Genomic DNA, 20,428 nt, shown 5'->3' with positions numbered 1-20,428 from the left:
AGGATAAACGTATTTACTTTTTTGATGATTATTTTGGTCGCAGCTTGTAAAGAACGAGCCGATAATCCCAATGCAGATTTGCAATTATCGCACTATGCAACGCTGCGCCAATCGAACTATGTACTCAATTCACATCAAATACGGCGTTACATCGCGCAATTGAAGATGAGTGATACCGACTCGATGATGCCCGACATGCGCTGTAAAGCCCATTATACGCGGCATGGAACATTCTTGTGGATTACACGAAATGGCGTAAATGCGCAGGCTGAAACGCTCTTAATGGCTTTGCAAAACGTGAAGCAGTTGGGCTTCCGACCAGAGAAATTCCGTGTGCAACAAATCACCGATGATTTGCAGCGTGCGCGTAATTTAGACTTCTCGGATAGTAGCCATGCCATCAACAAGGTTTTCGCCCGATTGGAATACAATCTCACCAAAGCTTATTATCGTTATGCTGCCGGCATGCAGTTTGGTTTTGTCAACCCCTACACGACATTCAACCACTTGGATTTACTGAAGCCCGATTCCACATCGCAGTCTTATCGCAGCCTGTTTGATGTGCCCATGAAGCGGTTGAATCGCAGTTTTTTCAGCGTGTGTCAACGCAAATTGGCGCACGACAGCTTAGCGGTGTTCCTGCAAGAGATTCTTCCGCAAAGTGCATTATATAAAAGGTATGAGGAGATGCTGCAAATCGAAACCAACCCGCAGCAACGTCTGCGCATTCTTTGCAACATGGAACGTGCACGCTGGCGAACAGACGACAGACCGTCGCAGCATACCAAATATGTGATGGTGAACATTCCCGCATTCCAATTGCGAGCCGTGAATGGTGAAGACGTGTTGGAGATGCGCGTGGGTTGCGGTGCCCTAGACACGAAAACACCCTTGCTCACGAGCCGTTTTATGCGCATGGACATCAATCCACAATGGATTGTGCCACGAAGCATCATCGAAAAATCCATTTTGCCACAAGCAGGAAATGCTGAATATTTCGAGGCGCGCAATTTCTTTGTACGACAGCGTTCGACAGGACGAAAAATGCCACTCGACCGAGTGACGCCCAGCATGCTCCTGAGCAAAGACTACTTGGTCATTCAATCGGGCGGGGTAGGGAACTCGCTGGGGCGCATCGTGTTTCGTTTTAACAACAAATTCAGTGTGTTTTTGCACGACACTGATCAGCGCGACTTCTTTGCCAAAAACTCGCGCGATGTGAGCCATGGCTGCGTCCGCGTGCAGCATCCCTATGCGTTGGCCCTCTTTCTTTTGGGCGAGAAAGACGAGCAGTTGGCCGAGAAAATACGATATTCGATGACGGCTGACATCGGGAAAAAGAAAGCGAAACCCACCGATGGCGACGAAAAGGTTGTCGAGAAGCAAGATACCTTGAAGCGGCAATTGCTGATAGGCTCGGTGAACATCACGCCCGAAGTGCCGCTCTTCATCACCTATTTCACGCTCTATCCCGATGCTAATGGCGTCATGCGCGCCTACGACGACGTTTATGGCTACGACCAAGTGATGTATAACATATTAAAGAATTATGGAGCACGATAACCCCCGTATGCAGCGCTATTTTCTTTATTTCAGCTATGATGGCACCAATTACCATGGCTGGCAGCTACAACCCAATGGTATCTCGGTGCAGGCTGTGCTGCAACAGGCTTTGACAACGCTTTTGCGCACGCCCATTGAAGTGGTGGGAGCCGGCCGAACCGACACGGGTGTGCATGCACGGTTGATGGTGGCACATTTCGATTTTGCAGAGGAAATAGACACAGAACAGGTGGTCTACCGGTTAAATCGCATGCTGCCAAGGGACATCAGCGTGCAACAGCTGGTGCCGGTTGCTGGCGACATGCACGCACGTTTCTCGGCAAAATGGCGCACCTATCGCTATTACATCCACACCGCGAAGTCGCCTTTTCTGCGTCACTATTCGCTGCTCGTCACTTTTCCACTCGACTTCAAGCGGATGAACGAAGGCTGTAAACTGCTGCTGGCACAGCGCGATTTCGCCGCCTTTTGCAAAAGTGGCGGCGACAACAAAACCACACTTTGCGAAGTGACGACCTGCCAGTGGGTGCAGACAGCGGCGCACGAATGGTATTTTGAAATCACGGCCAACCGATTTCTGCGCAACATGGTGCGTGCCACGGTGGGGACACTTATGCTTTTGGGGCGGCACAAAATCACGTTGTCCGAATTCCAGCACATCTTGGCGGATGGCAACCGCAGCCAAGCGGGGGAGAGCATGCCTGGCCACGCGCTGTTTTTAGAGGATATTGTTTATTAGTCGGGGGGAGGAAGAAATGAAGCGCTTAGGCCGGAAATCTGTATTCGGGAGTCCCCGAAGCATTGTTTTTCTCAAAAAGAGCCGAAATACACCCCGTATCTCGTGTGTTTTTCTCAAAAACGGATGTTCCAACCCCTTGGACGGGCTTAACAATTAAAAATATATTGCAATGTGGTTACTCTTAGCATTCCTTTCGGCGGCGCTGCTGGGCTTTTACGACACGTTTAAGAAAAAGTCGTTGCGCAACAACGCGGTCATCCCCGTTTTGTTTCTCAACACGCTGTTTTCAACGCTCATCTTCCTCCCCTTCATCATTCTGTCCGCTTCGTCGCACACCTTGGACGGCAGCATGTTTTATGTGCCGCAGATGGGGTGGGCAGCGCATCGTTTCATTTTGCTGAAGAGCGTTTTGGTGCTGTCGAGCTGGATTTTTGGCTATTTTGCCATGAAGCATCTTCCGCTAAGCATTGTTGGTCCCATCAATGCCACGCGCCCCGTGTTGGTGCTGGTGGGTGCGCTGCTGGTTTATGGCGAACGGCTCAATCTGTGGCAGTGGGCGGGTGTGTTGCTGGCCATTTTGTCGTTCTTCTTGTTGAGCCGAAGCGGGCGGAAAGAGGGCATAGACTTTAAGCATAATCGTTGGATATTTTGCCTGATTATTGCAGCCTTATTGGGTGCCGCGAGTGGTTTGTTTGACAAATATCTGATGGCCTCCGTGCAGGATGGGGGCGTGGGGCTGAATCGCATGGTGGTGCAGAGCTGGTATAACATTTATCAGATGGTTTTAATGGGCATCATTTTGTGCATCGTTTGGTTTCCCAAACGGCGGCTGTCAACGCCTTTTCGGTGGGATGGTGCGATTGTTTTCATCTCTATATTCCTAAGTCTTGCCGACTTCGTCTATTTTTATGCACTAAGCCTCCCTGGTGCCATGATTTCGGTTGTGAGCATGGTGCGCCGCGGCAGTGTTATCGTGAGTTTCATCACGGCCGTGCTCTTTTTCCGAGAGCGCAATGTTAAATCCAAAGCCATCGATTTGCTGTTGGTGTTGCTGGGTATGATTTGCCTCTACATCGGCTCGCATTGACGGGATGGGGCTGCAAAATAATACCGCCAAGATGGCACCGCTTTGCAAGAATAATCGTATCTTTGCCTGCACGAACGAAAAAACAAATATTTATGGCACACAATATATTTAAAGGTTTAGGTATCGCGCTCATCACTCCATTCACATCCGAAGGGAGGGTCGACTATGATGCACTGAAGCGACTCATAGAATATCAGTTGGCGAATGGTGCCGACTTTTTGTGTATTTTGGCAACGACGGGCGAGGCACCTTGCCTGACACAGCAAGAGCGTGACGATATCACGGCATTTATCAGAGAGCGTGTGGCAGGGCGTGTGCCCATCCTTAAATATTGTGGTGGAAACAATACCGCCGCTGTGGTGGAAGAAATCAAGACGACCGATTGGACGGGGATTGATGGCATTTTGAGCATCTGCCCTTATTACAACAAACCTTCTCAAGAAGGGATTTATCAGCATTTCAAAGCTATTGCCGAAGTGAGCCCATTGCCCATTGTGCTCTATAATGTTCCAGGACGGACTGGAGTCAACATGAAGCCCGAAACCATTGTTCGCTTGGCCAATGATTTTACGAATATTGTAGGCGTGAAAGAAGCCAGCGGCAGTATGGAGCAGGTGGATGAAATTATTAAGAATAAGCCCCATCGTTTCGACGTGATTAGTGGCGATGATGCTTTGACATTCTCCATGGTGGCCAGTGGTGCTGCAGGCGTTATTTCCGTGATTGGAAATGCGCTGCCGAAAGAGTTTAGCCGTATGATTCGCTTAGAATTTAATGGAGAATATGAGCCTGCACGGAAAATTCATCACAAATTCACCGAACTCTATTCATTGCTCTTTATCGACGGCAATCCTGCGGGGTGCAAAGCATTGTTGAATGATATGGGGATGATTGAGAATGTGCTGCGCCTGCCATTAGTTCCCACAACGATAACGACAAAACAAAAGATGGCGGCTATCCTGAAAGAGCTTCGCATATGATATTGTAGCAGGCAGAGGAGGGTAGAGGTCTCCCTCACCAACGGCTGCTACCGATGGTCATTTTCTTTAAATCGTAGTAGCTGCCGTTATAGATATTAAAATCGACATAACCTTTTATACCAGGAATTTTTCCCGCATCGGTGTGTTGCCAAAATTTCCAAGCACCTTTATATTCCACCTTGTCTACATAGTAGTGAGCTATCCAATAGGGATAGTCGTTGAAAACGGGTGCTGAAAGATATTGCTGCTTGAATTTGTAGTAGGTGTAGAGTATGGGCTTCACGTGATATTTATCTTCCACAATGTGGAGCCAAGTGAGCACATCGCGTTGAAAATCTTCGGTGCTTTGTTCTGGGCGTTTGTGCTCCACGTCTAAAACGGGTGGCAAATCGCCATCATTAAGGTGAACTTTATCAAGAAAATAATAGGCTTGATCGCGTGCAGATGATTTGGTGCTCCAAAAATGATAGGCACCGCGAATGAAGCCATAGTCTCTGGCACTCTGATAGTTTTCATAAAACGTTTCGTCGAGCTTGCCCGTTCCTTCTGTGCTCTTCATAATAACAAAACGAATGGGATTTCCCTCAATCATTGCATTGGCCACTTTCTCCCAGTCGATGTTGGTTTGATAATGCGAAATATCAATACCATGGATTTCATAGCCTTCGGGATATTTAGCTTCACCATAAAGCGCGCGCCAACGGAACCCCGTAGGCCCAACAAAGAAATGATAAAAGCACCAAACGTAGACCGCTATCATGCCCACGGCTCCCCACGCAATAGTTTTGCGTGAGAGATTGCGAAAGGGGCGAAAATGTTTTCGTTTCGTTGATTTCTTTTTTTTGCGAGTCCGCCTATAAGTTCTTGTTGTTGTCATGCAAATAAGAATATAGGGAAAGGTTTAACTACTGTGTCTTTCCTTTCCCTATATATGAATTGATAATAACGTCGGATTACTTCTGTTCCAAAATCAGTGTTTTGGTTGGTTGGTCACAGACTTCAGCTGGCCCCCAATATTGAATAGGACCTGGATAAACATATTCTGTATTCTTAGCCCATTCATCGCGCTTCGCAGCAAATGCTTTGAAAGGCTTACCATCAAGTTCAACCAATGCCTTACGGATTACAGGCTTCATCTCACCATTTCTACGTTCCATATTCATCATCATTGTAATAGGCACACCACCAGCTTTCCAGTTGTCTGTTGTAGCTGTTGTATTCTTAACAATGGCCATATAGCCAGTCTTTCCATTAGCAATGAGCTGAGCCGCACTAGTTCCTAAGGCATAGCAATAGTCGGCATCAAAGTTAGATGGAGCAGCGCAACGTCCTTCATAACCGAAGAAATGGTGTTGGGGTGCGAATTTACCATTGTATTTGCCTTCTTTTGCCCACTGCTGAAGCTTAACATCAACCATCTCTGAAAGAAGCTTTTCTGTCTCGATGAGTGATACTTGTACGTTGCCATGTGGATCACGATCCAAACTCAATTGGCGTGCAACGCCTTCTGGAAGAGTTTCAAAAGTTGCAGCATTTTCCTTTGACAGATGATTAAGAATATAAGTGCGCTGTGCATCTTTATCCAAATCTTTATAGTCAGCACCATGAGTAGCGAGTAAATCGTTCAATTCTTGAATCAGACGACCAATAGCAGGAATAAACTCTATTAATCCCTCTGGAATAAGCACCACACCGAAGTTATTGCCTTGTGCAGCACGATAAGCGACAGTGTTAGCAATGTTTTCAACCACTTCGTTCAGCGTAAGATCGTTCTTCTCTATTTCTTCTGAAATTAAGCAAATGTTTGGCTGAGTTTGTAGCGCACATTCCAATGCAATATGCGAAGCCGAGCGTCCCATAAGTTTCACAAAGTGCCAATATTTACGTGCAGAGTTACAGTCACGCTCAATATTACCAATCAACTCTGAATAGGTCTTTGTAGCGGTATCGAAACCGAATGACGTTTCAATCTGACTGTTCTTCAAGTCACCATCAATAGTCTTTGGGCAGCCAATCACTTGAACACCATATTTCTTTGCAGCATAATATTCGGCTAATACGCAAGCGTTGGTATTTGAATCGTCACCTCCAATAATAACAATAGCACTGATATCTAATTTGCGAATGATTTGCAATCCTTTTTCAAATTGTTCTTCTTTCTCCAATTTCGTGCGTCCAGAGCCAATCATATCGAAACCTCCGGTGTTGCGATACTGGTCTATAAATGTGGAGGTAATTTCAATATAATTATGGTCAACCAATCCACCTGGCCCCATTAAAAAACCATACAGACGATTCTCAGGATTGAGTTTCTTGACTGCATCAAACAAACCACTAATGACATTGTGTCCGCCTGGAGCTTGCCCGCCAGAAAGAATGATACCAACATTCATCTTCTTTTGGTTGATCTCATTCCCCAGAGCAAATTCAATCAACGGCATCCCATATGTGTTTGGGAATAATTTTTTAATCTCCTCTTGGTTGTCAACACTTTGTGTAGGTGCTCCTTCTACAATCTTCACCGCACCCTGAAGAGCTTTGGGCAATTTAGGCTGATACGCAGATCTTGCCTTCTGCAATGCGCTAATTTCCATCATTTTAATTTTATTCTTTTGATTATAAACTAATATTATGCAATAACACGGGCAAATTTACGGCTTTTCCATGAAACATAAAAATAAAAGGAATGAAAACAAAAATTATGAGAAACTTTTTAAAGCATCCGTTTTGCAATTACGATTTTTTGCTTATCTTTGGCAAGTATAAATATAAAGGTTACTAAGATTATGGCTAAGAAGAGAGAATTAAAAAGGTCTATAGACTATGTTTGTAGCGACCTGTTTGCTGAGGCCGTAGCAGCTTCACTTTATGGTAAAAAGATTAATAAGGAAAATTTAGATGCTCTGTTGACGATGATACTTTCTATTCATAGTGATTTTATCCGTCGTATTTCTCACCCAGAACCAGGACTTTCTGCAAAGGCTTATTACAAAGCTATTATCAATGATTTCAATACTCAGATAAATGAAGTCATAGACCATATTCAGAATATATAACAACGCATGCATATACAAAAATTTGCCAGTTGGCTTCTTTATCAGAAAATGGGATGGACAAAGCATGTCACCATCCCATTCCCTGACAAATTTATTATCTGTTTAGCACCCCATACAAGCAATTGGGACTTTGCATTAGGTCAATTATTTACATGGTCTGAAGGCTTAAAGATTAATTTCTTAATGAAGCGTGAATGGTTCTTTTGGCCACTGGGCATGTTGTTTAGACGGTTAGGGGGCATACCCGTGTGGCGAAGTAAGCACAGTAGCATGACAGATAATTTAGTTCATACGGCTATACAATCGTCTGATTTCAGACTTTGTATTACGCCCGAAGGAACACGTTCACCCAATGCTGATTGGAAAAAGGGATTTTATTACATTGCGCTTGGTGCGAAAATCCCCATTCTTCTCTATGGCGTTGATTATGAAAAGAAACAGATTGTATGCACGCAAACTTTTATTCCATCCGGTGATATTGAACGTGATATGCCTTTAATAAAAGATTATTTCAAATCATTTAAAGGGAAAAAGCCAGAGAATTTTGCTTATTGAGAAGAGTTTACCACATCTACGAAAAGTATTGCTATTGTTATCACTGCTTTGGTATGGATTGTTTCTGTGGGCAGAAATGCCCACAGATTTAAACACCTATAAAGTGATGATGAACGGCTACTTTGCGAAATATTATCAAGAGAAGTTTGATTTTTCGGCTCCGATTGAGGTAAAATCTATCACTTTAGATGCAAAAGGGCGCCTCTTAGTAGAGCTCCATAATGCTCCCGATTTACAAAATATTACGCCTAAGCAATTGCATAAGCTTTATAAATCGATAAAGAAACTACTTCCTACTTTCACACAGCATTATCAGCTGGAATTGCAATGTGGCGGGCAACCCATAGCGTATTTTTTACCAGATGCCAAACTGCCTGAAGATATTGGTTGTCAGTTTTGGGGAGATATAGATTATGTCGATGCACCATGGGTAGCAAATGCTTCACATCCATTTGCTATTCCGCATGGCTTATTTGGTCGCCATATTGCCCTATGGGCGAGTCATGGGCGCTATTATGATGTGAACAAGAGTAAATGGGTTTGGCAGCGCCCTGCGCTCTTTTGCACAACAGAAGATTTGTTTACGCAAACAATAGTCGTACCTTATCTCATCCCAATGTTACAACGTGCAGGAGCAGTTGTGTTCACGCCGCGTGAGCGTGATTGGCAAACCGAAGAGCACATCATCGATAATGATATTTCAAAAGTGCCAGCCTATCAGGAGGAAAATATAAAAGGTGAGTGGATCACTACCGCCACTCCTGGTTTCTCAATGCATCAAAGAAGTTATGAAAATGGTGAAAATCCGTTTGAACGGGGGACGGCGCGCATGACGAAAGCCACGAGAAGCAAAAGTCCGTCACTTATTTCCTATCAGCCCACATTCCAGAAGGCAGGGCGCTTTGCCGTGTACGTGAGCTATCAAACGATGGAAAAAAGCGTTTCCGATGCTGAATATATCGTTTGTCATCGCGGGCTGGCAACTCGTTTTTTGGTCAATCAGACCATGGGTGGTGGTACATGGGCTTATTTGGGTACGTTTGATTTCGATGCAGGCAGTAACCCAGACAATCGCGTTGTGCTCACCAACCACTCCGCGCATTATGGTGTAGTTACAGCCGATGCTGTGCGTTTTGGAGGTGGAATGGGCAACATTTCGCGTGGCGGAATTGTCAGTGGTATGCCGCGTTGTTTGGAAGGTGCGCGCTACTATGCGCAATGGGCTGGAGCACCCACGTGGGTGTATAATGGGAAATTAGGTGCCAACGATTATGGGGATGATATCAATGCACGTCCTCTGATGACCAACTGGCTTAGCGGAGGTTCATGCTATGTGCCCAACTTAGAGGGTAAGCGCGTTCCGATTGAATTAGCTTTAGCGGTGCATAGTGACGCAGGCTACAACACCGATGGCAGTTTGGTGGGTTCGTTGAGCATTTGCACAACCCATTTCAACGAAGGCCAGCTGAATGCAGGCGTGAGCCGTTTGGTTTCAAAAGATTTTGCACAACAGTTGTTGGATGGACTGCAACGAGATTTGTCGACTCCACAAATTCCATGGCCCATTCGTTATCTTTGGGACAAGAATTATGCTGAAACACGCTTGTCCGAAGTACCGAGTGCCATTATCGAGACGCTTTCTCATCAGAATTTTCCCGACATGTTGTTAGGGCAAGACCCCCATTTTAAATTTCTCATGGCACGCTCTCTTTATAAGACGATTGCTCGCTATGTGAATGGTGCACACGGACGTCCCACGGTTATTGCGCCCCTCGCCCCACAAGACTTTCGTCTCACTTTTGTGCAACCGCAACGCATTCGTTTGGCTTGGTCGGCTACTCCAGATAGGTTAGAACCCTCAGCCATGCCCTCTTCCTACGTGGTCTACACGGCTATGGGCGACAAAGGTTATGACAATGGTGTTGTGGTGGGTACACCTTATACAGAAATCGATTTGCAGCCTGGCGTGCAATATAACTTCAAGGTGACGGCTATCAACCAGGGCGGTGAGAGTTTTCCAACAGAGGAACTCTCGGCCTATCATGCGTTGGGTGCCACAAAAACGATTCTCGTGGCAAATGGATTCACTCGTTTAGCCACACCATTCGTGGTGGATGATGGCGACCATCAAGGCTTCGATATCGATAAAGACCCTGGCGTGTCCTATGGTTTAACAGCAGGATGGAGTGGGCGACAGCTCAATTTTGACAAGGCACGCATGGGAATTGAGGATGCAACAGGTTTGGGCTATAGCAGCAACGAGCTTGAAGGAAAATTCATTGCTGGTAACGATTTCTCAGCCGTGCGCAGCCATGTGGAAGCCCTTGCAGCAATAGGCACCTATAATGTGGCCAGTTGTGCGCTCAACTATGTAGAGAAGCGGCAAGAATCGCTCACCCGCTATCAGGGCATAGACCTTCTTTTGGGCTTGCAGAAAACCGACCGCTACGGTCAGACTTTCTCAAAGCCGTTGCAACAGCTGCTGCGCGATTATGTTGCTCAGCACGGACAACTATTGGTAAGTGGCAGTTATGCGGCCTCCGACCAGCGCAGCGAGTCTGATAGACAGTTTCTGGCAGATGTATTCAAGGTTGAGTCGGTCAGCTGCGATTCGTGTCATGCAGGCGAAACCGTTTACGCTGTGCGAGATAGCTTCGACATTTATCGCACCCCCAACGCTGACCATTATGCCGCAACTTCGGTCGATGCACTGCAGCCTTTAGATGGTGCGGCCACGATGCTGCAATATAGCGACGGGCAGCCGGCTGCGACATGCTACCGCGGTTCAAATTATCGGGCGTGGTTCATGGGCTTTCCCTTTGAATGTATTCGGCAACGTTCACAACGCACCATGCTGATGCGCACCATCATGCAGCAACTTTTTCAATAGATGAAATCATCATTTATAATATAAGATATGTATAAAATACAAGCAAATCCATCGGGAACTCGTTCGATAGAACTTACCGAAGAACATCTGCAAACCATTGAGCGTTATCATCTGACGCGCAATTTGGTAGATAGTAATGGCATTGTTGATGAAAACGTGTTAGACAAGCTGAAATTCAATGTGCGTTCATTGCTCGAAAGCGAAGAAGGTAACAATAAGCAGCTGCTGGATCTTTGTCTCGATGTGATTTACCATCCCAATATGAAGGCTTTTGGCTTGCACCAGTTGATGCTACTATTTGCCGATTGGAAGAGCAAGCAGGCAGAAGAAGAAGGGCGCGAAGCATAAAAGGATGCCACCAGCGCACATTCTGCATGGTTTTAAAAACGAAATGCCCTTTCGCGCGTTGTTTTTGGGAGGCTTTTTTCCAAAACACCCTTTCGCGCATTGTTTTTGGGAGGCTTTTTTCCAAAACACCCTTTCGCGCGTTGTTTTTGGGAGGCTTTTTTCCAAAACACCCTTTCGCGCATTGTTTTTTGGGAGACTTTTTTCCAAAACACCCTTTCGCGCGTTGTTTTTGGGAGGCTTTTTTCCAAACCACCCTTTCGCGCGTTGTTTTTGGGAGACTTTTTCCCAAACCACCCTTTCGCGCGTTGTTTTTGGGAGACTTTTGGCACAAGGAGCATTTCCGATGTATCAAGAACATAGTTTAAATACAGACATAAAAAAGAGATAAAAAGATTGGATTCACCGCATTATCAACTCACCGATTTTCTACCAACTACAAAAAAAGAATGCCTGCTCCGTGGCTGGGACGAGCTTGATGTTATTCTTTTTTCGGGCGATGCTTATATCGACCATCCCTCTTTTGGTGTGGCCGTCATCGGTCGCTCTTTAGAAGCTGCTGGCTATCGTGTAGCCATTGTGCCGCAGCCCGATTGGCATGGCGACTATCGTGATTTTAAAAAGCTGGGACGGCCAAGATTGTTTTTTGGTATTTCTCCAGGCTGCATGGATTCGATGGTAAACAAATACACGGCTAATCGACGGTTGCGAGCAGTCGACGAATACAGCCCCGATGGTCGACATGACTGCCGTCCCGAGTATCCGACGATTGTCTATTCGCAGATTTTAAAGCAACTTTATCCCGATGTTCCCGTCGTTTTGGGAGGCATTGAAGCCTCTATGCGTCGCCTCACACACTATGATTATTGGCAAGATCGGTTGCGGCCGAGCATTCTCTGCGATAGTAAGGCCGATTTGATACTCTATGGTTCGGGGGCAAAGTCCATTCTTCAGCTTTGCCAGGACATTGATGCTGGCCGTAATATTACCGATATTCACGACATTCCACAGACCGTTTATCTGACGCCTGTTGCCCAATTAGCCAATGAAATCAAGGCCGACGACATTGTGTTGCATGCTCACGAAACTTGCTTGCACGACAAACGTGCCGAGGCCGAGAACTATCAGCATATTGAGGAGGAGTCAAACAAGATTCATGCGCAGCGGCTTTTGCAGCAGGTAGGCAAACAATATGTGGTGGTCAATCCGCCTTATCCTACGATGACAACCGATGAGGTGGATGCGCTTTTTGACCTTCCTTATACACGTTTGCCCCATCCAAAATATAAAAATAAGCGGTTGCAGGCCTACGACATGATTAAATTCTCCATCAACATGCACCAAGGCTGTTTTGGTGGCTGTGCGTTTTGCACCATCTCAGCTCATCAGGGCAAGTTTGTGGCCTGCCGCAGCCAGCGTAGCATTGTGGAAGAAGCACGAAAGGTGACGCAGATGCCCGATTTTAAAGGCTACATCTCTGACCTTGGCGGTCCATCGGCCAACATGTATGGCATGCGTGGTCGCAACCTCAAAGCATGTGAGCATTGCAAACGTCCATCGTGCATCCATCCGCAGATTTGCCCCAATTTGAATGTGGATCATAGTCAACTGTTAGAAATCTATCGTGCCGTAGATGCACTTCCTGGCGTAAAAAAGAGCTTCATTGGGAGTGGTGTGCGTTATGATTTGTTGCTGCACAAGAGCAAGGACGAGACGCTCAATGCGGCAGCAAAACAATATACGCGCGAACTGATTGTTAATCATGTGAGCGGACGCTTGAAAATTGCTCCAGAACATACACAGGACGAAGTGCTTCAGCTTATGCGGAAGCCCTCGTTTTCGCAGTTTTATGCGTTTAAAGAAATCTTTGATCAAGTGAATAAAGAGGCTGGATTGAAGCAGCAACTCATCCCTTATTTCATCAGTTCGCATCCTGGATGTCGAGAAGAAGATATGGCCGAATTAGCTGTGATTACTAAAAAAATAAACTTCCAGTTAGAGCAGGTGCAGGATTTCACGCCTACGCCCATGACCATTTCAACCGAAGCCTGGTACACGGGCTACAATCCCTACACATTAGAACCTGTGTTCAGCGCTAAGACGCCTCAAGAAAAGTTGGCACAACGTCAATTCTTCTTTTGGTATAAGGCGGAGGAACGAAAGGGGATTGCGCGCGAATTACGGCGTATTCATCGCGAAGACCTCATGGCAGCCCTTTTTCCCAAGGGGCAACCAGCAAGTCTTTCAAAGTCGCATGAAGCGCATTATGATGACCGTCCTATAGGAAGTACGTACACGCCTCTGTCGTATGAAGCGCCTATAGCCAAGCGAAATGGTAGAGCTCAAAATGCACATCGGAAGATAACTGCCACACAAGAACCTCTAAAGGTTAAGGATAAACCCAAGAGTTTTAATCCAAATTTTAGACGGCGTAGAAAATGAATCGCCGGAAATCTCTTTCACAATCCTTTAAATAAAATAGATGATCGATCTAAATTCACTTACTGATGAAGAGTTGGCATTGCGCTATGTGGCTGGCAACAATCACGCTTTTGATGAATTGTTGCGACGCAATCAAAGTCAGCTCTTTACATATATTCTCTTCGTGGTTCGTGACCGGCATGTGGCAGATGATATTTTCCAGGAAACTTTTGTGCGAGCCATTAGCAAGTTACAGAATAATGACTACCGAGCGAATGGAAAATTTGGTGCGTGGCTTACGCGCATTGCCCACAACGTGATGATAGATTTATTTCGCTCACAAAAACATAAAAACATCATCTCTATTGAAGCTGATATGCTCACACAACTCTCAGCGAGAACGATTTTGGCTAACAATATTGAAACTGAGTGCATTAATGCACAAATACTGACTGATGTAAAACGCATGGTAGATTTGCTTCCTCCTGTACAACGCGAAGTTGTTTTCATGCGTTTTTACCAACAAATGCCGTTTAAAGAAATCGCAGAGCGAACCAATGTAAGTATCAACACAAGTTTAGGACGTTTGCATTATGCCATTCGTAATTTGCGAAAGATGGCACGAATGTACAACATCTCTTTGCATCTTGCTTGATTTTCAAATCAACATAATAACGATTCAAATTAAAGCATCTACTACATAAGTCTAACGTGTTTTAAGGAAGAGATGGTTTCAAGTGGTTTTTGACTCCTAAAAATATAACTTCCACTTACTAAAACGTCAGCACCTGCTTGAACAAGTGCTGGTGCAGTGTTTGCATCAACACCCCCATCTACTTGAATTAGCGTGCTGGTGTGTGCAGCTTCTATCATCTGTTTAAGCCGCTTAACTTTTTCTATTGTGTGTGGAATAAATTGTTGTCCACCAAAACCGGGGTTTACGCTCATTAACAATACCATATCTACAATATCAATTACATCTTCTAACGTACTAATGGGGGTTGCAGGATTGAGTGTGATACCTGCTTTCATTCCAGCCGCATGAATTTGCTCGATAGTGCGATGTAAATGCGTACAAGCTTCATAGTGCACATTCATCATCATTGCTTGCAGGCGAGCCACTTGCTCAATATAGCGCTCGGGTTGCACAATCATAAGATGTACATCTAAAGGTTTCTTACATATTTTTTGTACAGCTTCAATTACAGGAAAGCCAAATGAAATATTGGGTACAAAGACACCATCCATAATGTCCAAGTGCAACCAGTCGGCTTCACTTTGATTAATCATCTCAATATCCTTTTGCAAATTTAGGAAATTGGCTGATAAGAGTGAGGGAGAAATGAGTGTTTCCATATTGTTTTATTTCTTTTAATCTAAAGAAGTTATTCCACATTTTGATTTTGTCGACAGACAAGCATAAGCCACTTGACGAATCAAGTGCAATACCTGCCAAGAAGGTTGTAGAATCTCTTCTCTTTGATACTTCATACGTCTATCTTTAATAAATAGTTATCTCTTTCTCTAACGTAACTTGGCTAATAATATTGCATTTTCCTATAATCTTTAATGTTTTATTCCCAAACTAATTGTAAATTTGCAAGTGATATGGGGCATTTCCCTTACGTAAATAGTACAACTTCTGAAAACATTGAAAATGGTTCTAAAAAATCAACAGCTACCTTTGCAAATAAAGGTTTGTGGCTTGAGCAGTACTCGCAATATAAAAGAGGTTTCAAATCTTTCAGTTGATATGATTGGTTTCGTTTTTTCGCCTGAGTCTTCGCGTTTTATTCGTTTGCACCCGAGTGGGGCAGGGCTTTTACCTGATTATGCAAAACCTCATCATGACATCTTATTGAAGCAGCCAACTCAAATCTCTCAACAGCCTAAACGTGTTGGAGTGTTTACAAAAGCCATGCCACAACAAATAATCACTTATATCTATAACTACCAATTAGACTACGTCCAATTTGATGGGGAAGTATCCCCCATGCTTATTGATAACCTGAGACGTAGCATTATTCCAGATATTCGTCCCAATCTTCATTTTATAAAAACAATTTATGTGGCAGATGAAATAGATGTAATCAGTAGTCTGCAATATGAAGGTCATGCCGACATGCTTTTATTTGATGCGAAAAGTAATCAAGGAGGGAGTATAGATGAGCCTTTTAATTGGAATATTTTGCATGCCTATCATGGCAACCTCCCTTTTTTATTAAGTGGAGGGATAGGACCTAATGATGTAACTGCTCTTCATCAGTTTTATCATCCGAAATGTTTTGGTATCAATATCGATCGCAAATTTGAAACCATTCCATTCCAGAAGGATATACAACTATTACAGAAATTCATATCAGAATTCCAGAAGAGAGAAGTTTAATAGGATAGAATTAACATTTTTGTTTTGTATATGGAGATAGAAACCTCTATCTGATTGCTGCGAAAGTTTGGTAATATTATGTAAAAAAGCCTTAAATAAAGAGCTTAATGACTGAACTTTAGTACTTTTGTAGCCTACGTAACGCTTAAAAAAAAAGAATTATGAAGAAAAGTTTAATGATTACCATCCTAATGATTGCTTTTGTTTCGATGGGCTTTGCACAAAAACAGGCAGAAATCAAATTTGATAAAACGACTCAGGATTTAGGTACTTTCTCCGAGAGTAATGCTGTGCAGCAAGCTGTCTTCACTTTTACCAATGTAGGCGATGCGCCTTTGGTTATCAATCAGGCAATAGCAAGTTGTGGTTGCACCATTCCTTCTTATACAAAAGCACCTATCCAACCTGGACAAAAGGGACAGATAAAAGTTACTTATAATGGCGAAGGAAAGTTTCCAGGACATTTTAAGAAGAGTATTACTGTGCGCACAAATGCAAAAACAGAAATGACGCGCCTTTATATAGAAGGTGTTATGAATGAAAACCAGAAATAGATGATTTTTTATCTATCTGGTACAGGAAATAGCAAATGGGCTGCACAAAAGATAGCACAGCTCACGCAAGAAACGTTATATGCAATCTCCGAATTTACTACAGGAGATTGCAATTTTGCGTTAAAAGCAGACGAGCGAATTGGTTTCGTTTTTCCAGTACATGGCTGGCGCCCTCCAAAAATCATGCGCACATTTATGCAAAAGTTACAGTTGCATGCTGAAAATTTAGAGCAACATTTTTGTTATCTGTTGTGTACAGCGGGTAATGACATTGGGATGACAATGGTATATGCGCAAAAGGATTTGGAGAAGGCGGGGCTACATGTTCACGCTATGTTTTCACTCCTCATGCCTAATACCTACGTGGGATTACCATTTATGGATGTAGACCATGAAGGAGTGTCACAGCAAAAGAAACAAGAGGCTACTCAAGACTTACTGCATTATGCACAAGCAATTTTTGATTGTAAACATGGGGAGATGCATTTGCATTTAAGCAAGTGGCCCCGTATAAACAGCTACGTCTTAGGAGGCTTCTTTACGAAGTTCCTTATCACGGACAAACCATTTCATGTCAATACACAACGCTGTGTGAAATGTGGTATTTGTAGTGCGGTTTGTCCTGTCGATAATATTGATGGTGGCTTTCGGAAACAACCTATTTGGAAGCATAATCAAAAGTGCTTAACTTGTTTTACATGCTATCACCATTGCCCAAAACATGCAATTGGTTATGGATGGGCAACACACAGAAAAGGCCAATATTTTTTCAAATAAACTCAAAACAAAACACATGGATAACTTAAACCTCGTGCAACAATGTTGTAAAAGATTTTTTAAAAGGCAATGTAGTGCATTGCTTCTTGGGTGCATTGCTTTTACGCAGAGTGCATTTGCAGGTGAAAATGATACAACTTTCGTGAGACGGGACGATGGAAAAATCATTCCAGCACCTACATGGGATAGTCCAGAGGCAGCATTTATAACGCCGCGCAAGCACCCCGATAACAAGCTCTCTTCGGGGCAAGGAACACGCGTTGTTAATCCTGCTGCACGTTACACACCACATACAGGCTCCCCACGGATTCTTGTGATTTTAGCTAGTTTTAAAGATAAGAAAATTAGTGTTGAACAGCCAAAAGATGCATTCTATGATTTCTTTAATGCAACAGGGAAACCACAGAATCGCGGTAATGGAAATCATCGTAATTTCAGCAGTGTCGCACAATATTTCAAAGCATCAAGTAATGGTGCCTTTATACCTATTTTTGATATTTACGGCCCAGTGGAACTCCCACATAACATGGCTTACTATGGTGGAACTAATCCAGATGATAATAGTGATGAGCGCCCTGAAGAGTTGACTCGTGATGCCTTTGAATTGGTTAAAAGCCAAATTACAAATGTAAATCAATATGACAGCAATCATGATGGCTATTTTGATTGTGTCTATGTGGTTTACGCAGGATTGGGGCAGAACAATGGCGGCGTGGGTGAAAATGTGTGGGCATGTGCCAGTTATATGACTGGCACAGCACCTGAACTTAATGGCAAGCATGTCTTTCGCTATAGTATCGGTGCAGAGTTATTCCCCCGCATTGCCGATAGACACACTGGTAAGCCACAAATCAATAGCATTGGTGTTACGTGCCACGAATTTTCACATACAATGGGACTTCCAGATATTTATCCCACTACGAGCTCGGCACAAGTACACAATCAAGAGATGGAATTTTGGGATTTAATGGATGGAGGAGAATATGCAGGAAATGGCGGATTCATCCCTATGCCCTATACCGCATGGGAACGTAAGCAAATGGGCTGGCCACTCAACATTCAGCCCCTACAAACTGATCGACAGGCTATCACGATGGATAAAACCCTCAATGAGGGTGGAACAGCCTATCAGATTGTCAATCCTAACGACAGCCGCGAGTATTTCTTGATGGAGAACATCAAGAAGGAGAATTGGTATAGCGGATTGCCGGCAGTGGGGTTGTTGGTTTATCGCATTACAGATGTAGATAACCTCGATTTTTATTACCATCCAAACAACGTGCCTAACAAACCAACTATTGCTGTCGTTCCTGCCGATGGTTTGTTGTTTTCTTCTTATCTACAACCCGCTACAAATGGCCAACAGGTTTATATGAATCAAATGAAGGGCGATCTCTTTGCTGGTCCGAACAATGTGGATAAACTCAATGACGATTTAAAATTACCTAATTTTTGGTGGTACACAGCTGGTAGTACAACAGAACGATCCGAAGCTAACGCCAACTATTACAAGGTCAATCAGGGGTTGGATCATATTCAGCGTGATGCTGCTGGTACCATTACTTTTACCTATTATGCCGATATTAAGAATAATCCTCCATCGGCCATTCATCATGTATCTGGTGAATTTAAATACGATAATCGCATTTACACTATAAATGGACAATATGTGGGAACATCCAAAGAGCATCTTCCCGCAGGTGTGTATATCATCAATCACAAAAAGATTGTTATTAAATAGATATTAAAGCCTCTAAAAGGAGTTTTGCTACGCTACCAACTATAAAAAAGCAGTTTTTAAAGCTATTTTGAGGGAAAGTTTACGAAAAGTTTTTTTTATCGAAAAAAATGTATTACATTTGTCAACGTTATCCTGAAAACAGTCTTTTTGCCTTAAGAGAACTAGTACCTATTGAAGATTTGGAGCGATTACCTGTGAAGGTCATCGCTTTTTTATGCGGTCACTTAAGTGGGTTCAAACGATTTTCCTTCTTATCTATCTGATTTGTATAGGGCTTAGGGCTACATAAAAAAATGGTGTGTCTCACAAAATGGAGCAGAGTTTGTACTAATCGGTTAATAACTGGTGAGACAACAACTTCTCCCACAAGGGCTTTTTCTTAGGCTATGAAGGTTATTTGATTCAATTTAAAATGAAATGAGGAACAATTGAAAGCTTAGAAAAGATTGGCATTGTTGCAAGAAATCATTGGGATATATTAGAAATATTTCCATCCTAAAAGAAAGATGTTTCTCCATGGAATGAGAACTTTGCGCGATTTAAATTAGAAAAGATCAAGTGAATATTTCTCTTGGGAAAGGTAAGGCTTTAGAGTTATTCAACAATAATATTATAGAATTTAAACTTGTAAAGGAAGTAAAAAAATAATCATGGAAGTTCTAAATATGATTGCGAATATATTTAGCTTATATTACGCACACAAAATAACAAGGGAAGAAAGAAAAGTAATATTACAAAAGAATATAAATCCAGATATGTTCAATCTTGCGGTTTCATCATTAATAGATAGGGGAACGTTAGAAATTACTCAAGAAGTAATTCTAACAGGTTTTTTATTAGATTATTATAGCGAAGCCAATGAAATTCCTATGAGAAAACTTTTACTGCAAAATTTTCATGATTCACATGAAGAAATCGTATCATTATTCCAATCACTGTGGAACAATGATACAGAAAATATTCCTATATTGCTAAAAGCTTTGGAAAGTATCCCCCAATATTTACAACCAGAAGATTTTAGATATCCTTATATTCGTAAGATTATTTATGCTACTGGCGCTCAACCTCAGCCGGAGAGTCTCTCTGCATTAGAGAAATTAGCATCAGAAACAGACGATGAAGAGATAAAAGGACTTGCACTACATCAGTTAGAAAAAAGAAAAAGACTCGGTAGATGGGAATATGAAAGAAAGCAATAAATAAGTAAATAGTTTGCAGAGAAGAATGGAATTCAGTTTATAACAAGATGTCTAAGGGAAATGAAGAGAGTGTAAAGTAAACAGTGTCATGCTACAATAAAATTAGTTTTACACAGTTTATTTATTATGGACAAC

18 protein-coding genes are annotated in these 20,428 nt (G+C 43.2%); 15 read left to right on the top strand and 3 right to left on the bottom strand.

Features of this window, described 5'->3' with window-relative positions:
- Positions 1-24: 24 nt before the first annotated feature.
- The 4 genes from X919_RS0104330 to dapA all read left to right on the top strand — a co-directional run bounded on the left by X919_RS0104330 (position 25) and on the right by dapA (position 4,369).
- The gene (locus X919_RS0104330) at positions 25-1,563 is read left to right on the top strand and encodes a L,D-transpeptidase scaffold domain-containing protein (RefSeq protein WP_028899172.1); all 1,539 of its coding nucleotides are present in this window, start codon (positions 25-27) and stop codon (positions 1,561-1,563) included.
- Between the two features lie 7 nt (positions 1,564-1,570).
- The gene (gene truA / locus X919_RS0104325; RefSeq protein WP_028899171.1) at positions 1,571-2,302 is read left to right on the top strand and encodes a tRNA pseudouridine(38-40) synthase TruA; all 732 of its coding nucleotides are present in this window, start codon (positions 1,571-1,573) and stop codon (positions 2,300-2,302) included.
- Between the two features lie 169 nt (positions 2,303-2,471).
- The gene (locus tag X919_RS0104320; protein WP_028899170.1) at positions 2,472-3,389 is read left to right on the top strand and encodes an EamA family transporter; all 918 of its coding nucleotides are present in this window, start codon (positions 2,472-2,474) and stop codon (positions 3,387-3,389) included.
- 92 nt (positions 3,390-3,481) lie between these two features.
- Positions 3,482-4,369 (top strand): 4-hydroxy-tetrahydrodipicolinate synthase, encoded by an 888-nt coding sequence (dapA, locus tag X919_RS0104310; protein WP_028899169.1) that lies wholly within the window; start codon positions 3,482-3,484, stop codon positions 4,367-4,369.
- A 34-nt stretch (positions 4,370-4,403) separates the two neighbouring features.
- Here the strand turns inward: dapA and X919_RS0104305 are convergent, their stop codons facing one another.
- Positions 4,404-5,246 carry a glycoside hydrolase family 25 protein gene (locus tag X919_RS0104305; RefSeq protein WP_028899168.1) on the bottom strand — a complete coding sequence of 281 codons (843 nt, stop codon included), beginning with the start codon at positions 5,244-5,246 and terminating at the stop codon, positions 4,404-4,406.
- Between the two features lie 76 nt (positions 5,247-5,322).
- Positions 5,323-6,963: a diphosphate--fructose-6-phosphate 1-phosphotransferase gene (locus tag X919_RS0104300; RefSeq protein WP_028899167.1), complete on the bottom strand. Its 1,641-nt coding sequence runs from the start codon at positions 6,961-6,963 to the stop codon at positions 5,323-5,325.
- Between the two features lie 192 nt (positions 6,964-7,155).
- Between X919_RS0104300 and X919_RS0104295 the strand changes: the two genes are divergently transcribed.
- The 6 genes from X919_RS0104295 (at position 7,156) to X919_RS0104265 (ending at position 14,291) form a co-directional block, all read left to right on the top strand.
- On the top strand, positions 7,156-7,425 hold the full coding sequence (locus tag X919_RS0104295; RefSeq protein WP_028899166.1) for a hypothetical protein: 270 nt from the start codon (positions 7,156-7,158) through the stop codon (positions 7,423-7,425).
- Positions 7,426-7,431: 6 nt separating this feature from the next.
- On the top strand, positions 7,432-7,980 hold the full coding sequence (locus X919_RS0104290) for a 1-acyl-sn-glycerol-3-phosphate acyltransferase (RefSeq protein ID WP_028899165.1): 549 nt from the start codon (positions 7,432-7,434) through the stop codon (positions 7,978-7,980).
- Between the two features lie 76 nt (positions 7,981-8,056).
- Positions 8,057-10,870, top strand: coding sequence for a golvesin C-terminal-like domain-containing protein (locus X919_RS0104285; RefSeq protein ID WP_051502423.1), 2,814 nt, complete (start codon positions 8,057-8,059; stop codon positions 10,868-10,870).
- 27 nt (positions 10,871-10,897) lie between these two features.
- Positions 10,898-11,218 (top strand): hypothetical protein, encoded by a 321-nt coding sequence (locus X919_RS0104280; RefSeq protein ID WP_028899163.1) that lies wholly within the window; start codon positions 10,898-10,900, stop codon positions 11,216-11,218.
- A 393-nt stretch (positions 11,219-11,611) separates the two neighbouring features.
- Complete coding sequence (locus tag X919_RS0104270) at positions 11,612-13,657, top strand: YgiQ family radical SAM protein (protein ID WP_028899161.1); 2,046 nt, start codon at positions 11,612-11,614, stop codon at positions 13,655-13,657.
- 40 nt (positions 13,658-13,697) lie between these two features.
- Complete coding sequence (locus X919_RS0104265) at positions 13,698-14,291, top strand: RNA polymerase sigma factor (RefSeq protein ID WP_028899160.1); 594 nt, start codon at positions 13,698-13,700, stop codon at positions 14,289-14,291.
- Between the two features lie 41 nt (positions 14,292-14,332).
- Here X919_RS0104265 and rpe read toward each other — a convergent pair whose 3' ends face one another.
- Positions 14,333-14,992, bottom strand: coding sequence for a ribulose-phosphate 3-epimerase (gene rpe, locus X919_RS0104260; protein WP_028899159.1), 660 nt, complete (start codon positions 14,990-14,992; stop codon positions 14,333-14,335).
- A 301-nt stretch (positions 14,993-15,293) separates the two neighbouring features.
- On the opposite strand from rpe, the gene X919_RS0104255 reads away from it, so the two are divergent.
- The 5 genes from X919_RS0104255 to X919_RS0104235 all read left to right on the top strand — a co-directional run bounded on the left by X919_RS0104255 (position 15,294) and on the right by X919_RS0104235 (position 20,293).
- The gene (locus tag X919_RS0104255; RefSeq protein WP_051502420.1) at positions 15,294-16,022 is read left to right on the top strand and encodes a phosphoribosylanthranilate isomerase; all 729 of its coding nucleotides are present in this window, start codon (positions 15,294-15,296) and stop codon (positions 16,020-16,022) included.
- A gap of 161 nt (positions 16,023-16,183) precedes the next feature.
- A complete protein-coding gene (locus X919_RS0104250; protein WP_028899157.1) occupies positions 16,184-16,576 on the top strand; it encodes a DUF1573 domain-containing protein in 393 nt (130 codons plus the stop codon).
- Positions 16,577-17,353 carry an EFR1 family ferrodoxin gene (locus X919_RS0104245; RefSeq protein ID WP_028899156.1) on the top strand — a complete coding sequence of 259 codons (777 nt, stop codon included), beginning with the start codon at positions 16,577-16,579 and terminating at the stop codon, positions 17,351-17,353. It begins immediately after the preceding gene.
- A gap of 142 nt (positions 17,354-17,495) precedes the next feature.
- On the top strand, positions 17,496-19,094 hold the full coding sequence (locus X919_RS0104240) for a M6 family metalloprotease domain-containing protein (RefSeq protein ID WP_253270080.1): 1,599 nt from the start codon (positions 17,496-17,498) through the stop codon (positions 19,092-19,094).
- 650 nt (positions 19,095-19,744) lie between these two features.
- Positions 19,745-20,293: a hypothetical protein gene (locus X919_RS0104235; protein WP_028899154.1), complete on the top strand. Its 549-nt coding sequence runs from the start codon at positions 19,745-19,747 to the stop codon at positions 20,291-20,293.
- The last annotated feature ends 135 nt before the right edge of the window (positions 20,294-20,428 follow it).

The organism is Prevotella sp. HJM029 (assembly GCF_000599605.1).
Lineage (GTDB): Bacteria > Bacteroidota > Bacteroidia > Bacteroidales > Bacteroidaceae > Prevotella.
This window is presented reverse-complemented; position numbering and strand designations above follow the sequence as displayed.

Coding starts and splice junctions, on each gene's coding strand:
- X919_RS0104245 (WP_028899156.1), top strand. CDS start 16,577: ATGATTTTTTATCTATCTGGTACAGGAAATAGCAAATGGGCTGCACAA.
- X919_RS0104285 (WP_051502423.1), top strand. CDS start 8,057: ATGCCCACAGATTTAAACACCTATAAAGTGATGATGAACGGCTACTTT.
- X919_RS0104295 (WP_028899166.1), top strand. CDS start 7,156: ATGGCTAAGAAGAGAGAATTAAAAAGGTCTATAGACTATGTTTGTAGC.
- X919_RS0104250 (WP_028899157.1), top strand. CDS start 16,184: ATGAAGAAAAGTTTAATGATTACCATCCTAATGATTGCTTTTGTTTCG.
- X919_RS0104305 (WP_028899168.1), bottom strand. CDS start 5,246: ATGACAACAACAAGAACTTATAGGCGGACTCGCAAAAAAAAGAAATCA.
- X919_RS0104300 (WP_028899167.1), bottom strand. CDS start 6,963: ATGGAAATTAGCGCATTGCAGAAGGCAAGATCTGCGTATCAGCCTAAA.
- X919_RS0104255 (WP_051502420.1), top strand. CDS start 15,294: ATGGTTCTAAAAAATCAACAGCTACCTTTGCAAATAAAGGTTTGTGGC.
- X919_RS0104235 (WP_028899154.1), top strand. CDS start 19,745: ATGGAAGTTCTAAATATGATTGCGAATATATTTAGCTTATATTACGCA.
- truA (WP_028899171.1), top strand. CDS start 1,571: ATGCAGCGCTATTTTCTTTATTTCAGCTATGATGGCACCAATTACCAT.
- X919_RS0104330 (WP_028899172.1), top strand. CDS start 25: ATGATTATTTTGGTCGCAGCTTGTAAAGAACGAGCCGATAATCCCAAT.
- dapA (WP_028899169.1), top strand. CDS start 3,482: ATGGCACACAATATATTTAAAGGTTTAGGTATCGCGCTCATCACTCCA.
- X919_RS0104265 (WP_028899160.1), top strand. CDS start 13,698: ATGATCGATCTAAATTCACTTACTGATGAAGAGTTGGCATTGCGCTAT.
- X919_RS0104280 (WP_028899163.1), top strand. CDS start 10,898: ATGTATAAAATACAAGCAAATCCATCGGGAACTCGTTCGATAGAACTT.
- X919_RS0104320 (WP_028899170.1), top strand. CDS start 2,472: ATGTGGTTACTCTTAGCATTCCTTTCGGCGGCGCTGCTGGGCTTTTAC.
- X919_RS0104290 (WP_028899165.1), top strand. CDS start 7,432: ATGCATATACAAAAATTTGCCAGTTGGCTTCTTTATCAGAAAATGGGA.
- rpe (WP_028899159.1), bottom strand. CDS start 14,992: ATGGAAACACTCATTTCTCCCTCACTCTTATCAGCCAATTTCCTAAAT.